The sequence below is a fragment of the Parabacteroides faecis genome (assembly GCF_014647375.1).
Taxonomy (GTDB): Bacteria; Bacteroidota; Bacteroidia; order Bacteroidales; family Tannerellaceae; genus Parabacteroides; species Parabacteroides faecis.
On record NZ_BMPB01000005.1, the window covers coordinates 103,146 to 120,333 of the forward strand.

The window sequence follows — 17,188 nt, forward strand, 5'->3', positions numbered from 1 at the left end:
TTTACATGACGAAATAGGTTGAAAATAAAAAAATGTAATTAATTTAGCTGCCCTAGAGAAGGTGTTAATTCTTAAAATCGATATGGGAAAACTGGATAAACAACAAGAATACTTTGTTATGTCTGCCTTGAGGCAAGACAGTAAAGAAGCTTTCTCATTACTATTTCAGACGTATTATACAGACCTTGTATTGTTTTGTGGAAACTTTGTGAAAGACAAGGACTCTTGTGAAGATATTGTTCAGTCTATTTTCCTGAAACTTTGGAATGACAGGAAGAATATACAGATAGAAATATCACTAAAATCTTATTTGCTGAAGGCTGTTCGTAACAGTTGCCTGGATGAATTTCGCCATATAGAGATTGTTCGTCAATATGAAACAGAGTATGGGAGTTCTGTCTTGGATAACTATGATACGGAAAATTATATATTGTATTCGGATTTGTATGCCCATTTATCTCGTGCATTAGAAAAAATTCCGGATTTATACAAGGAAGCTTTCGTATTGAATCGCTTTGAAGGCTTGAAGTATAGGGAAATAGCGGAGAAGTTAAATGTGTCGGAACGAACAGTCGAGGTACGTGTAAGCAAAACTCTCGATTTATTGAGAAAACAGTTGAAAGATTTCTTTGTATTTTTAATTTCAATTGGTATTCCCTAAAAAAAGTTATAAGCGATGTGGTAAAGAGATATTAAGGCGTCTTAGTACTATAAAATAGAAAAAATGATAGAAAAAGATCACATACAACCTATTATAGCAGCTTATCTCTCAGGAAAAGCGACGGATAAAGAACGTTGTGAACTGGAAGAATGGGTGAAGCAATCGCCTGATAATAACCACTATTTCCAGGAAATGCGTAATGTGTGGCAGGTAATGAATCCCGCCTTTAATCCTTCTGAGATTGACGTATTTGCTGCCGAAAAAAATATTTTTGTAAATATTGCAGCCACGAAAAGGAATATAACCCGTACTATACTACTTTATTGGCAACGTGCGGCTGCTATTCTCGTTATTCCTCTATTGATACTTTGTGCTTTTCTATATCTAGATAAAGACAGTAGTCGTGATACAATAGAGTATCAGGAGGTAAAATCTCCTCACGGAACGTTTTCCGAAGTCCGTCTGCCTGATGGAACAAATGTCTGGTTGAATGGCGGAAGTTCTCTTAGATACCCTCTGGCTTTTCGTAAAGGGGAACGGAATGTTTTCTTAAATGGCGAAGGTTATTTTGAAGTACATTCCGATAAAGAAAATCCTTTTATTGTAAAAACAGACCAAATGACTTTGCGAGCTACTGGTACGGCTTTTAATATAGAGGCATATAACATTGATTCGATCACGGCCGTTACAATGGTAAGTGGCAAGATAGATGTTGCTTTTGGAAATTCTTCGCCTGTTACTATGGTTCCGGGGGAACGTGTCTCCTTTAATAACCAGTCAAGAGAGTGCCTTATTGCAAAGACAGACCCTTATAAGTGGTATGCCTGGAAAGATGGTTTAATGATATTCCGGGATGATCCATTATCTTATGTGTTCAAACGTTTGGGCTTGACTTTCAATGTTAATATAGAACTAAAAGACTCCGCATTAGCCAATTCCCCTTATCGTGCTACTTTTGAGTATGAATCATTGGATGAAATATTGCGGTTACTGAAGATGAGTGCTCCTTTGTCTTTCAAACAAAATAAAAGGGTAAAGGATAAAGATAATATTTATGAGAAGCAAACTATAGAGGTTTATAAAGCAAAATAATTCATTTTAGATTGTAATACTTTACTTGATAAAAAGCCCCCGGGAAGTGATAGCCTCCCGGGGGTATTTTGTTAGTTACTACCGGATAATATTTCAAAAGCTCAATTCTATTGCTACAAAACAATTCACATGTTACAGTATACTCTAAGTCTGAAATTGATGATTTGCGTTCTTGTTTTTAATATACTCTAGATAAAAATATCAAAAAAAGTATTTTTTGATATGTGGAAAAAATGAGGAGAAACGTCTTAATAATGTATAAAGAGATAAAAGTCGTTTGTGTTCACCATTAAAATCTGATGCCTATGATGTAAAGTTGTGTTATTGTATTAAATAAATGTATTGAACAAAAAAGGAAAGGTCTAGCACACCTTCCCTTTTAAAAGTTCAGTCATTAAAAAAGTTTTTAGTCAACCTTATTTTTCTAACTAAACAAACAAATGTATGAATTCCATTTCGAATAATAAAATCGAAGGGCTAAATTTTGCCATTAAAATTTTTCGAGTTATGAGATTATGCTTGTTATTTGTAGCTTTAAGTCTATCACAAATTCTTGCCTCAGTATCTTATTCACAGTCAATCTCTGTGAGTCTTCAAATGAGTAATGTTTCAATAGAAGATGTACTGAATCGGATAGAAGAAGAAACTGAATTCCGTTTTCTTTATAACAAGAAAATGGTTGATGTGGAGCGCGAAGTCAATGTCTCGGTTTATAACAAGAATATTGTAGAGGTATTGAATAATTTATTTAAAAATGCTGGTATTTCTTATTCGATAAATGGCCGGCAAATAGTTTTAAATAAAAGAGATACGGATTCGTTTGCACAACAAACGAACAAGGTGACTGGGATTGTCTTAGATTCACAAGGAGAACCGGTTATTGGGGCCAATATTGTGGAAAAGGGGACAACGAACGGTACGATTACTGATGTTAACGGAACATTCATATTATATGTATCGACAAATGCTATTTTAAAAATTTCTTATATTGGCTATGAAGATCAGGAAGTGGCAGTTGGTAATAAAACGAATCTGGAAATCCGATTAGCTGAAAATATAGAACTGATCGATGAAGTTGTAGTAATCGGTTATGGTACAACAACTAAAAAAGATTTTACAGGTTCTGTAAGTTCCTTAAAGCTGGAAAATTCTCCTATAGCTCTCTCTCCTAATATGAATGCTTTGGAGTCTTTGAAAGGTAGTGTATCCGGTTTGGATATTGGTGCGACAAATTCGGCGGGAGGACAACCTTCTATGCAAGTTCGTGGCCAGAACTCTATTTCAGGTTCAAATGATCCTTTGATCGTTGTTGACGGTGTGATTTTTATGGGAAGTATCAATGATATTAATCCTAATGATATTGCATCTTTTGATATATTGAAAGATGCTACATCTGCTGCTGCTTATGGTTCACGTTCTGCGAATGGCGTTATCATTATTTCTACTAAAAAGGGAAAAACAGGTAAACCTATCATAAATATGAACGTGACAGGAAGTATGCAAAACTGGCATCTTCGTCCGGAATTGCTGCATGGTGAACAGTGGCTGAACATGGTTCGTGATAAGAACAGATACGATGATTATAGCTTTTTATTTGCCCAACAGAAAATAAATTATGAAGCAGGTCGTGAAATAGATTGGCTGGACGAGTCTACTCGGACAGGTTGGATGCAGGATTATCAGGTATCGGTGTCTGGTGCAGGAGAAAAAATGAATTATTACTTATCGACTTCTTATACAGATAATCAGGGAATTGTAAAAGGAGATGATTTCTCCCGAATGACAGTTTTAGGTAAGATGAATACAGATATAACGAGTTGGTTACAGATAGGAGTGGATGCTGCATATACACATTCTGATTATTCCGGAGTTGGAGCCAATTTAACGAATGCACAAATTCTTACCCCTTATGATATGATGTATCGTGGAGGCTCTACATCTCTATTGGAAAAATATCCGAATGGACAGAGCGAAGCGATGAATCCATTATGGAATGTAGACTCAGGAAGTTTGGATGACATAGATTTACGAAACAATTTCCGAATGAATGCTTTTATGGTAGTGAAGTTACCTTGGGTTAAGGGATTAAGCTACCGTTTGAATTATGCAGGAAATTTAGACTACAGAAGGGTAGGACAATTTTATCATGAATCCAATTATGCCCCTATCGGGCCTTATGATGATGAGTCTCGCTATTCTATTACCACTCAACAAAATTATTTGGCTAGTGCAAATGGTTTTTCTCAAAATATAAAAACAACAAGCTGGGTTTTGGATAATATTTTGAATTATAAAAATACATTTGGTAAACATACGATCGATTTGACAGCGGTGGCTACCCGGGATAGCCGTTTGAGTAAGGATGAAAAAATGACCGGTTCTGATTTTGCGGCAAACGGGAATACTATTTTAGGTGTGAATGGATTGCATTATGCTACTATACAGAAGTTATATAATAATAATGTGAAAAAAAGAAATGTAGGTTATTTTGCCCGAGCCTCTTATTCGTTTAATGATATTTATTATTTAACAGCTTCTTATAGAAGGGATGGGGCTTCTGTATTTGGAGCACAGAATAAATGGGGTAATTTTGGTGCAGTAGGTGCAGCCTGGCGTATTTCAAATGAATCATTTATGGATAGTGCAGATTTTCTTGATGATTTGAAACTTAAATTATCCTGGGGTAAGAATGGTAATCAGGGAATAGATCCGTATGGAACGTTATCGACTGTAAGCGCAGGATCTTCCGGTGGTGTTTTTTATCCTTTCGGGAATATGGGATCACCATCTTATGGAATTAAACAACAGATGATCGGAAATGCGTTGTTGGGTTGGGAAACAACTGAAGCATGGAATGTAGGTTTTGAATCTTCATGGTTAAATAATAGGCTGTTTGCCGATTTGGATGTGTATTTCTCTAAAACTTATGATCAGATATTTAATCGGGCCATTCCTTCTATGACAGGCTTTAATGAAATGAAATCATCGATGGGGGAAGTGAAGAACCGGGGCGTAGAAATGACACTTCGTTCTGTTAATATTCAAACTCCGGATTGGAATTGGAGTACAAGTTTGACCTTCTGGCTGAATCGTAATCATTTGAGTCGTCTGTATGGAGAAGATTTGGATGGAGATGGAAAAGAAGATGACGACATTGGTAATAACTTGTTTATAGGACAGTCTATTCATTCCATTTATGGATATAAACAAGATGGCATTGTACAGCAAAATGATGTCGATTACATAAAAGCCAATGGTGTAGAAGCTGGAACTCCTAAATATGTCGATATGGATGGTGATGGAGTAATAACTGTCGATGATCGTATTATTGTAGGAAATAAGGATCCACGCTTTAAGTTGAGCCTGGGCAATACGATCTCCTGGAAAAATCTGGAATTGTATTTCTTATTTACCGGAACTTTTGGTGGTAATGGTTATTTTCAGGAAAGCAATACGCCTGCTTATATGGCTGGTAGAGCAGACTTCTTCAGTGCAAATAATATTTACGTGCCTTACTGGACAGAAGAAAACCCGAGTGATAAGTATCCGGCTGCATGGTTTACGGGAGATAGTAAATTTATCGGATTGCAGAGTCGCTCTTATGTCAGATTACAGGATTTGACGATATCTTATACTTTTAATCAACCTTGTATAAAAAATATAGGTATCAATAACCTGAAGGTCTTTTTCACTGGTCGGAATCTGGCGACGATCACAGGTTGGAAAGGAGGAGATCCGGAATTAGGGAATATTCTGACTTCGGGAACTTATCCTGTAGCAACAACTTTGTCACTAGGTGCAAATATTAGTTTTTAATCTTAATACGATATAATTATGAAAATAAGTATCAGAGTAGGAGTGTTGGCGTTGTCTTCTATGTTGTTCAGCTGTAATGATAATGCTTTTTTAGGAGAAAATCCGGAAACATTTTATACGATAGAAAATATATTTACAACATCAAGTCAGGTAGAACAGGTTGTAACGAGTTGCTATGCTCATGTTCGTTTGATATATTGCCCTCATGAAAACTGGGATTTGGATTGGTATGCTTACCGGTTGGGAAATGGCACTGATATGTATGATGTAGCTACAATCCGGTTGGGAAATCGTTTTAATGATTATAGTATTTTAAATTCGCAAACAAAGGGTTTCTTTTGTACGTATTCGGCTTTTTATCAATTGATAAATATAGCCAATACAGCAATCGCTGCTGCTGATTTGGAGAATATAGTATGGGCTTCGGAATCTGAAAAGGCGAGAATCGTGGCAGAGGCACGTTTCTTCAGAGCATTCGCATATCGAAATTTGGGTGAGCTATTTGGGGGCGTTCCGATCGTAACGGATTTGACTACTGAACCTCGTTATGATTATACCCGTTCTACGCGTTTGGAGACATATCAGTTTGCAATCGATGAATTGGAAGCGTGTTTGAATGATTTACCTGAAACGACAGCTGAAGCAGGGAAATTAGTACGTGCTGCAGCCCTGCATAATTTGTGTCAATTATATATCGACAAAGGTGTTGTTCTATCGGAAGACGGAGGTGATGTAACATCTGCTTATAATAAAGCCGTGGAATATGCTGATGCTGTTATTAATAGCGGATTATATAGTTTAATGACGGAACGTTTTGGAACACGTTCAACAGAAGATCCTCAGTTCTATTATGCCAGTTCGGATGCCGAACAGACAGAGGCACATCTTTATGAGAGAGCAGGATATAAAATTGAAGGAAATGTATTTTGGGATTTGTTTCAGGTTGGGAACCAAGATTATCAGTTAGGGAATAAAGAGGCTATCTGGGTTGCTCAAATTGATTATGAAGTGTATAAAAAAGAAGGTGCACAGGGTACGATATATTCTGGATATTATTGTCCTGTATTTAGAGATCAGGGAGGTGAGTATGCAACCGGCTCAATGGAAGATGTCGGTGGATTGGGTACTTGTGCTGTTCAACCGACATTCTATACCCGTGATTTAATTTATGAAGATAAATGGAATACGGATTTAAGGAATTCAGATGCTGTTTTTCGTCGTACGATATTAGGAAATGTTCCCGGTACGGACTATTATGGAAAGCGTTTACCTTGGTCGTTACTTTATCGTGAAGATGCCTCCGGGAAAAAGAATGATGTGGCAACTACCCAGTTATATCCTGTTTCTTGTAAGGTTGGACCGGATAAATATGTAGGAATTGAGGATGGCGAAAACAGGTCTCATCTTTTTAGAGATGATTATCTGATCCGTCTGCCGGAAACGATTTTATTGAGAGCAGAAGCAAAGTTTAGATTGGGGAACAAACAATCTGCTGCAGACGATATAAATCTGTTACGAGATCGTGCTAAATGCGAATATAGAGTGACGGCTGCGGATATAGATTTGGATTTGATCCTGGATGAACGGGCCAGGGAGTTAGTCTACGAAGAATCTCGTTGGAATACTTTGTTGCGAATGGGAGGTACTGTTGCTATCGATCGTATAAAGAAGTATTCTTATTGGGACTATCCTCGTACTACCTTAAATAAGACCTTCAATCTATGGCCTATCCCTCAAACTGTCATTGATACCAATAAAGACGTGAAACTGGAACAGAATCCGGGTTGGTAAGAATCTTAGGCTGTACTGAAACTTTTTCAACTAAAGTAGAAGTACAGCCTTTATCTTTAAAAAATGTTTTATCTTTGAGATTATAGATTATGGATATGAAAAATATTTTGATCAGAAATTTGTGTTTAGGGATTCTCTCTTTTTTGCTAATGTCTTGTAACTCTTATTCTTCTTTGAAAATAAATATGTTACAATGCGAAGAGTTGGATAATCCGTTGGGGATTGATAATACGTCTCCTCATTTTAGTTGGTTACTTCAATCCGAAGAACAGGAATGTAAGCAAACTGCTTATCAGATACTCGTAGCTTCTTCAGAGAAGCTTTTGTCTGAAGGAAAGGCGGATTTGTGGAATTCCGGAAAAACAGAGTCCGATGAATCTGTTTGGGTGTTATATCAGGGAACACCTTTAGTATCTAAAAGTTTGGCTTATTGGAAGGTTCGTGTTTGGGATGAAAAGGGAAATGTAAGCCAATGGAGTGAACCGGCATTTTTTGCGGTTGGATTACTTCATACGGATGATTGGAAAGCCAAATATATAGGAATAAATTATGGACAAGAACCTCCTCATTCTCCTCAGTTTCATAAAACCTTCCTATGGGATAATAAAGGGCAGAAAGCTTTCTTGCATGTAAATTCTTTGGGTTATCATGAAGTTTATATAAATGGCCAGCCTGTTTCTGATGTGGTGTTGACACCTGCTGTATCTCAATTTGATAAACGCTCATTAGTGGTCACTTATGATGTGACTGAATTTTTACAAAAAGGAGAGAATGATTTGGTGATTTGGTTAGGGCAAGGTTGGTATCATAACGGACTGCCGGGCGTAATAGAGGGAGGACCATTTGTTCGTGCTCAGTTAGAAGAGCTGAAAGATGGTTTATGGGATACTTTTTTGATAACGAATGCTTCCTGGGAAGCTCGGGAAAGTGGTTATGAGTCAACCTGGAGGAAATATAGATTGGGCGGAGAAATAGTTGATGCATCTAGGCTTTTACCGGATCTGACTACTGCATCTTTGAGTAAAGTAGAGTGGGATACAGTGAAAGAAGTAATAATTCCGTCTCATCAAACAACCCCTCAGATGGTTGAGGCAAACCGGATACAAAAAGAATTTCATCCAAAATCCTTCCAGTCGGTAGGAGACACGGCCTGGATATTTGATTTGGGAACTAATTTCACTGGTTGGACAAAGATTAAATTCCCAAAATTAGAAAAACAGCAAAGGATACAAATAAACTATTGTGATTTCCTGGATGAAAAAGGAGAGTTTATAAATAATTCAAATTATGATGTTTACATTGCCTCCGGACAAGGAAACGAATCTTTTGTAAACAAGTTTAATTATCATGCTTATCGGTATTTGAAATTATCCAATTTGAAAAAGGCCCCGGCTTTATCTGATATAACCGCATGTCTCATTCATACGGATTATGGAGGAACTTCTTCTTTTTCCTGTTCGGATGGTGATTTGAACGCAATTCACCAAATGATACAATATACATTAAACTGTTTGACTTTAGGTGGTGATCTGGTTGATTGTCCGCATGTTGAAAGATTGGGCTATGGAGGAGACGGAAACGCTTCAACTCTGACGATGCAAACTATGTATAATATGGCTCCGCTTTATATGAATTGGATGCAGGCCTGGCGCGATTGTATCCGGGAAGACGGAAGTATGCCTCATACAGCACCTAATCCTTTTTCTGCAGGAGGTGGTCCTTATTGGTGCGGATTTATAATTACAGCATCATGGCAAACTTATGTGAATTATGGAGATCGTCGTTTGTTGGAACGTTATTATCCATATATGCAACAATGGTTAGGATATGCCCAAAAGTATTCGAAAGATGGATTACTAAGACAATGGCCCAGTACGGAATATCGTAATTGGTACTTGGGAGACTGGGCAACACCGGTCGGGATAGATCAGACGAATCCGGCTTCGATTGATGTAGTGAATAATAGTTTTATGGTTACTTGTTATCAGACGATGGCTAAAATTGCTAAAGTGTTGGGAAAAGATCAGGATATACAACCCTTTGTTGAAAAAGCGGAAGAACTGGAGCAATTAATCCATAAAACATTCTATGATCCGAAGCAGAAAAGTTATTCGACGGGAACACAGATTGATTTAATTTATCCGATGTTAGTTGGCGCTACACCTAAAGAAGAATTACCGGATGTACAGAATACGTTGTTTGCAGTGACTGCCGATCGCTTTAAAGGGCATCTATCTGCGGGTTTAGTCGGGGTTCCTGTGATTACTGAGTGGGCTGTGAAAAATCGGCAGGCAGATTTCATGTATTCTATGTTGAAAAAAAGAGAGTACCCAGGTTATTTATATATGTTGGACAATGGGGCGACAACTACGTGGGAACATTGGAATGGTGAACGTAGCCATATTCATAACTGCTATAACGGTATCGGTTCATGGTTTTATCAAGCCTTAGGGGGGATTTTACCCGATGAAAATGAACCGGGATACAAACATGTATTCATTCAACCTCAATTAGTGGAAAGTCTTACCTGGGTAGAGGTTTCTAAAGATACGCCTTATGGACTTTTAAACGTGAAATGGGAAAAGACAAATACAACTTTTGCTATGACTATTCATGTCCCTATAGGTTGTGAAGCGACGTTGACTATACCTGTTGATGCGAAATCTGTATTTATTAATGATTTGAAATCAGACAAATTGAATGATTTTAAAATACGATCAGGAAATTATCGGATTATGTGTAATTTATGAGAATGAATCGAATTAATTTAATCTTGTTATTCTGTTTGAGTTGGTTGGCCAGTACTTCGACTGTATTGGCAGGTGACTCTTTACAATCAGGCTTTATGAATCCTCCGGAATCGGCCAAGGCACGAACTTGGTGGCATTGGATTGATGGAAATGTGACAAAGGAGGGGATAACTGCAGATTTGGAGGCGATGAAGCGGGTAGGAATTCAGGAAGTTCAATTATTCAATGCAGGAATGGGCTATCCTGAGGGTGACGCCATCTATTTAGGTGATAAATGGCTGGAGCTTTTTGAGTTTGCTGTCTCGGAAGTAAAGCGCTTGGGTATGGAGATAGGCTTTAATAATGGAGCTGGTTGGTCCTCTAGTGGGGGACCTTGGATAACTCCGGAATATGCAATGCAAACTATTGTTTATAGCGAGGTTCAGTATAAAGGGGGAAAATTATTAAAGGAGAAATTGCCACAGCCGGCAATGAAGCTAGATTATTATAAGGATATTGCAGTCTTGGCATTTCCGAAACCTCGACAAGATATAAAAATTGATGATCTTGCTTTGAAGAGTCTTTCGGGACATTCTTTCCGGAATCATTTGGAACCGGAGATGAAAGTAATTTCTGAATCTGCCGTAGTAGATAAAAAGCAGATAATAAATTTGACATCTAAACTGACTGCTGACGGCACATTGGAGTGGAATGTTCCTGAAGGAGATTGGGTTATATTGCGATTGGGGCATACCCCGACCGGAAAAGAAAATAGCCCGGCTGTTACTGGTGGTCGAGGTTTGGAATGTGATAAAATGAACCGTACGGCGGTTGATATGTACTGGAAAGGAGGTATCAAACCTATTTTAGATAAACTAGGTCCTTTGGTGGGAACTTCTCTTGTCAATTGTATTATTGATAGTTATGAAGTAGGATGTAATAATTGGACTATCGGTTTTCGTGAAGAGTTTAAACGGCTTCGAAGATATGACTGTCTGCCATATCTGTTGACTGTAGCTGGATATTATGTCGATAGTGGTGAAGTGACGGAACGTTTTCTGTGGGATTTTCGGCGAACAATCGGTGATTTGATGGCCGAGAATTATTACGGATATTTTAGGGAGCTTTGTCATCGGGAAGGGCTAAAACTTTCTATAGAACCTTATGGGGGACCTTTTGAATGTTTACAGGTCGGTGCGATGGGTGATATTGTTATGAGTGAGTTTTGGTCTGGTGAAAATATCTTTTTTGATTCTCCTAAATTTGTTGCTTCGGCTGCACATGTGAATGGAAAAACATTTGTAGGAGCTGAATCTTTTACTAATCTGGGAGGTTGGTCGGATCATCCGGCGACATTAAAACCTATTGGAGACAGAGCTTGGGTGGAAGGTATTAACCGTTTGATATTTCATACCTACGTACATCAACCCTGGAACGTTGCTCCGGGAATGACTTTGGGTACATATGGCTGTGACTTCAACCGATTAAATACTTGGTGGGAGCAAAGTACGGATTATTTGAAATATTTGGCACGTGCTCAGTATTTACTTCAACAAGGGCGATATGTTGCTGATATTTTAGTCTTCGCTGGAGAGTCGTCTCCCAATGATGCGATATTGAAACCCGATATCAGAGCTTTGGGATATGATTATGATTTGATAGGAACTTCAAACATGGCATCTTTGACTGTAAAGGATGGTTGGATTTATACGCCCGCAGGTGGAAAATATAGAATTCTAATATTGCCGGATAGCAGGTGGATGACTCCGGACTTGTTAGGGAAAATAGAAGAATTGGCTAAAGCTGGTGCTGTAATTATTGGTCCTCAACCTCAACGATCACCGAGTTTGTCCGGATATCCGAAATGCGATGATCAAGTAGTCCGTCTAAGTGAAGAACTATGGGGAAACCATTGGGTTAAGGATTGTTCTATGGAGGAGATTCTGGATGAGAAAGGGGTGTTGCCTGACTGTGCGACTGAAGTGGGTGATGAGAATTTTGGTTTCGTTCATCGTATTACTGGTGACACAGATATTTATTTTGTAATCAATTCGCAAAAAGTCGGATATTTAGACACTTGTCGTTTTCGTATTTCCGGAAAGAAACCGGAATTTTGGAATCCGGAAACCGGAGAGATCCGAGATGTTCCTGTTTGGCAAAGTAATGCAGATGGAACGACTAGTATCCCTATTTCTTTTGAGCCGGAAGGTTCACTTTTTGTTATTTTCCGGCAACCGGTCGCAGAACATATTGTTCAAATGAAAACAGAGTTGTTTCCACAGGACGGAACTCCATTACCGGACCTGAAAATTATCAGTGCAGAATATGGTACATTCTTTCCGAATGGACTGGCTGACGTTACTTCTGCATTGAATGAATCTATTAAACAAGGAGGAATAGATATTTCTGTTGGTAATCATCTGGCCTCAGGAGATCCAGCTCCTGGTTCTATCAAAGAATTGCGTGTAGAATATAAAATAGGAAATCAATATAAACAGGCTAGTTTTTTAGAAAACCAACATTTTGTCGTAAAAGCTCAACCGGCAGAAGATCTGAAGGTGATAAAGGCAGCGTATGGAAAGTTTGATCGTCGACTTAATGATATTCCTGTTTCTGTCCCTGTTTTCGATGTTACGGATCGTTTGAATTCATTGCTTGTTTCCAATCGATATATAATACCGGTTAATGATTCTTTGATTGGAGGTGCATCATCTTCTGTGGAACAAAAGAAAGAGCTTAGATTGGTTTATGAATGTAAGGGTGAAAGGTTGCGGTTGACTGTTCCGGAAGGTGGCAAATTGAAATTAATAGAAGATACACCTGAGCCGAAATTAATAATGGATGAAAGAAAGCCTGTATGGATAACTCCTTATCGGGGGAAACTTCAGTATACAACTTCAACAGGAAAAAATAAACACATAGAGGTGAAATCTGTTCCGGAACCGATTAAGCTGACCGGAAATTGGAATGTTACTTTTATATCAAAACAGGGAACATTGTTCGATTCTGTATTTGATCAATTGATTTCCTGGCCGAATACAGCAAATGAAAGAATACGTTACTTTTCAGGGACGGCTGTTTACCGGAAACTATTTACGCTGCCAGACAATTTTATCCTTACAGCTTCTTTATTGGAGTTGGATTTAGGTGCAGTACGTGTGATGGCTGAAGTTATAGTAAATGGGGAAAACTTAGGAGTGGTTTGGAAGGCACCATATCGCATAGATATTAGTCGGGCGGCAAAAGAAGGAGTGAATGAACTGGAGATCCGGGTCACTAATTTATGGCCTAATCGGTTAATTGGTGACGAACGTTCTCAGGCTAACCGGGATTATCCACCGAAGAGTTGGCCTGATTGGGTACGGAATGGAAGTAAGATCCCGACTCAATATTCTACATTTGCGACATGGAAACATTGGGATGCGGATTCGCCTTTGCTGTCTTCTGGCTTGTTAGGACCGGTTTTGATACGGCCTTATGTTTCTGTTGAAGGAACTTTTTGAACTATTACAGGTAGTGCAAGAGGGATTGTCATATTATTAAGGTATATTGGGTTTATGGAACGTTTTCTCTTTTTATTCTTGTAACATAGTATAACTATGTTATCTTTGTTCCTCATATAGACCTATTGTTTACCTTAATAATATGATGATATGGATAGACGTACTTTGATTGTGTTTTTATTCTTTTTCTGTTTTAGCTTAGAAACTGTGATTGCTCAAAACCGTTGGTCGATCAACCCCGGCGGCAGTATCTCATGGGAAATAAAAGACCGTATTCCTCATTATGACCATATTGAAATGAGTGGTTTGAAGGTTTCGACTGTACTTCGTTACGGGGTGAATGCAGATGGCTCATTCGAGTTGAATAAGAGTTTGATCTGGCCGATGCTGCGGACTTTGCCGAATAATACGCATGCCAGTTTGATGCGTCGTTTTGCCTGGAACGCTTCGGATATGGTCTCTGTAAACGGGCAATCGCTGTCCGGGGAAAAAGTAAATAAAATTACTCTGGATGGTAAAATGACTGTTGAAAGTACAGTGGAGTTGTCGCGTAATGCAAAGGCAAAGCTGACGCGTGTGATCTTTCCGGCCGTGACAAATCCAGCGGTATATGAAAAATATATCTTACGAAATACGGGAGAAACTCCTCTCGTGGTAGAAGTCCCCGAATCGCGTGCTGTAACGAATACGGAGGCTGCGAAAGGTGTAGACGGAAGCTATAAATTAGTTTCGGAAATCATAGGAGGGACAACTAGGCAACTCCAACCCAAGGAGGAATTGGTATTTTATGCCGCTATTACCGGATATAAAAATGGAGAAAGGGAGTTGAAACCGGATATTGAAAAAGAACTTCAGGCACGTAAAGATCTTATTGCCGGTTTTTGGGATAACCTGATCCTGGAGACACCGGACCCTGTTGTCAATACAATGTTTGCTTTCGCTAAGATACGTGGAGCAGAAAGTATTTACGATACGAAAGGCGGATTCATGCACGGACCGGGTGGAGAGTCCTATTATGCTGCTATCTGGGCGAATGACCAGGCTGAATATATCAATCCTTTCTTCCCTTATATGGGATATAAAGTAGGGAATGGTTCTGCCCTTAATTCATTTAAACACTTTGCCCGTTTCATGAATCCGGAGTATAAGAAAATACCGAGTTCGATCATCGCGGAAGGCATAGACGTTTGGGGAGGAGCCGGCGACCGTGGAGATGCTGCGATGGTTGCTTACGGGGCTTCCCGTTATGCTTTGGCGAGAGGAGATAAGGCAGAAGCCGAAGAGTTGTGGCCCCTTATCGAATGGTGTCTGGAATATTGTCGTCGAAATCTGAATGAGCAAGGCGTGGTCGCCTCTGATTCGGATGAACTGGAAGGGCGTTTCCCTGCCGGAAAAGCCAATCTTTGCACCTCTTCATTGTATTATGATGCTTTATGTTCTGCCGTATATTTGGGAAAAGACCTGCAAAAGCCATTTTCCGTTTTGGCTGATTACGGAAAGCAGGCAAAAGATCTTCGTAAAAATATGGAAGACTATTTCGGTGCTAAAGTCGAAGGATTCGATACTTATCAATATTATGAAGGAAATGATATTCTTCGTTCATGGATTTGTATTCCTTTGACTGTCGGGATCTTTGATCGTAAAGAAGGTACGATTAATGCTCTTTTCTCTCCTCGTCTGTGGACTGAAAACGGCTTGCTGACACAGGCGGGAAGCGAGACTTTCTGGGATCGTTCAACCCTTTACGCTTTGAGGGGAGTATATGCCTGCGGAGCAACGGAAAAAGCAACGGAATACTTAAAGTTCTATTCTAACCGTCGCCTGCTGGGAGATCATGTCCCTTATGCCATCGAAGCATGGCCGGAAGGAAGCCAACGCCATCTTTCTGCGGAAAGCGGTTTATATTGCCGCATCGTTACGGAAGGAATGTTCGGCATTCGTCCGACAGGATTGAAATCTTTCACCTTTACTCCGCGTTTACCGGCAGAGTGGGATAAGATGAGCTTGCGTAAAATAAAAGCATTCAATGCAACATTCGATATTGAAGTGATCCGTGAGAATGGAAAGCCGGTTGTTACTGTCAAATCAGAAGGGAAAACACTGCTTCATAAGGCTATAAAAGAAGGAGAAGTCATTTCTGTGAAACTGGACTGATTATTAATTTATTACAGTTCCTCATAGTTCTGTGCTTAGGAAACTGGAGTTCCCTCCTGAAGAAACTGGAGTTTCCTGCGCGGGGAACTATAATTTCCTCCCGAGGAAACTCTGGTTTCCTAAGGAGGAAATTGTATTTTATTCCCTGTTCGACCCATTACGGAATTACACATCGGTTACATAACTACCCTGTCGGTATCGGCCATCTTCATAGAACGCAGCGCGTTCTATGAATGGCATCAGTGGGTGAGAGCGTGAAGCGAAGGGGAAAGACGGAGTGTCCGAAGGCTGTGTTGTTTGAGCGAAGCCGGTGCCCCCTTGACTTTTTGCTTACTTTTCTATCAAGAGAAAAGTAAAATCTCCTACCTGTTGATAACTTTTTTGTACTTTTCTCTTATATTTCTTGGAAGGTAATTTGATAAATGTTTAATTTTACCCACAAATAGAGTAAAGTGCCAGTTGCCAACGAAGTACGGTGCTTTTGTTTAAGGGAAAGTTTAACATGTAAGACATAAAATGGAAGAGAAAGAGAACAGCTATCATGTACCGGTGATGCTCGATGAAAGCGTGAAAGGTCTGAATATTCAAGAAGGGGGCATCTATGTTGATGTGACTTTCGGAGGAGGAGGACATTCGCGTGAAATCCTGAAACGGATGGATAGCGATAGCGAACTTTACGGATTTGACCAGGATGCCGACGCCGAACATAATATTCCTGATGATCCCCGTTTTGTGTTTGTCCGCAGTAATTTTCGTTATTTATATAATTTTATGCGCTATCATGGCGTGAATGGTGAAGTCGACGGACTGTTAGCCGACCTGGGTGTCTCTTCTCATCATTTCGATGATAAAGACCGCGGCTTCTCTTTTCGTTTCGACGGGGCATTGGATATGCGTATGAACACCCGTGCCGGTCAGACGGCTGCCGATATTGTCAACACCTATACGGAAGAAGCGTTGGCAGATGTTTTTTACCTGTACGGCGAACTGAAAGTGGCCCGCAGGTTGGCTTCGTTGATCGTCAGAGCGCGTGAAAACAAGAAAATAGAAACGATCGGTGACTTCCTGGAGTTGGTTAAGCCCTTCACCGGAAAAGACAAAGAGAAAAAGTTCTTGGCACAGGCATTCCAAGCACTTCGCATCGAAGTGAACGACGAAATGCGTGCCTTGAAAGAAATGCTGCAACAAACCCTGCAGGTATTAAAGCCCGGCGGACGTTTGGTTGTAATCACTTACCATTCACTGGAAGACAGGCTGGTAAAGAATTTCCTGAAAACAGGAAACTTTGAAGGAAAAAGCGAGCAAGACTTTTTCGGAAATGTACAAACGCCATTTCGTATGGTAAACAATAAAGTGATTGTGCCTTCCGACGAGGAGATTGAAAGAAACCCTCGTTCGAGAAGTGCCAAATTGAGAATTGCAGAGAAAAAGTAGACAGGTGC

Annotated in this window: 8 protein-coding genes; all 8 read left to right on the plus strand. The window is 39.5% G+C overall.

Features of this window, described 5'->3' with window-relative positions:
- The first annotated feature begins 82 nt into the window (after positions 1-82).
- The 8 genes from IEY67_RS08060 to rsmH all read left to right on the plus strand — a co-directional run bounded on the left by IEY67_RS08060 (position 83) and on the right by rsmH (position 17,180).
- On the plus strand, positions 83-661 hold the full coding sequence (locus IEY67_RS08060) for an RNA polymerase sigma-70 factor (RefSeq protein ID WP_183671277.1): 579 nt from the start codon (positions 83-85) through the stop codon (positions 659-661).
- A 63-nt stretch (positions 662-724) separates the two neighbouring features.
- A complete protein-coding gene (locus IEY67_RS08065) occupies positions 725-1,753 on the plus strand; it encodes a FecR family protein (protein ID WP_183671276.1) in 1,029 nt (342 codons plus the stop codon).
- Between the two features lie 597 nt (positions 1,754-2,350).
- Positions 2,351-5,569 carry a TonB-dependent receptor gene (locus IEY67_RS08070; protein WP_229801000.1) on the plus strand — a complete coding sequence of 1,073 codons (3,219 nt, stop codon included), beginning with the start codon at positions 2,351-2,353 and terminating at the stop codon, positions 5,567-5,569.
- A gap of 18 nt (positions 5,570-5,587) precedes the next feature.
- Complete coding sequence (locus IEY67_RS08075; RefSeq protein WP_183671274.1) at positions 5,588-7,360, plus strand: RagB/SusD family nutrient uptake outer membrane protein; 1,773 nt, start codon at positions 5,588-5,590, stop codon at positions 7,358-7,360.
- Between the two features lie 95 nt (positions 7,361-7,455).
- Positions 7,456-10,110 (plus strand): alpha-L-rhamnosidase, encoded by a 2,655-nt coding sequence (locus tag IEY67_RS08080; RefSeq protein WP_183671273.1) that lies wholly within the window; start codon positions 7,456-7,458, stop codon positions 10,108-10,110.
- 2 nt (positions 10,111-10,112) lie between these two features.
- Positions 10,113-13,592: a glycosyl hydrolase gene (locus IEY67_RS08085; protein ID WP_183671272.1), complete on the plus strand. Its 3,480-nt coding sequence runs from the start codon at positions 10,113-10,115 to the stop codon at positions 13,590-13,592.
- Between the two features lie 150 nt (positions 13,593-13,742).
- The gene (locus tag IEY67_RS08090) at positions 13,743-15,746 is read left to right on the plus strand and encodes a glucosidase family protein (RefSeq protein WP_183671271.1); all 2,004 of its coding nucleotides are present in this window, start codon (positions 13,743-13,745) and stop codon (positions 15,744-15,746) included.
- Positions 15,747-16,262: 516 nt separating this feature from the next.
- A complete protein-coding gene (gene rsmH, locus IEY67_RS08095) occupies positions 16,263-17,180 on the plus strand; it encodes a 16S rRNA (cytosine(1402)-N(4))-methyltransferase RsmH (protein WP_183671270.1) in 918 nt (305 codons plus the stop codon).
- Positions 17,181-17,188: the final 8 nt, after the last annotated feature.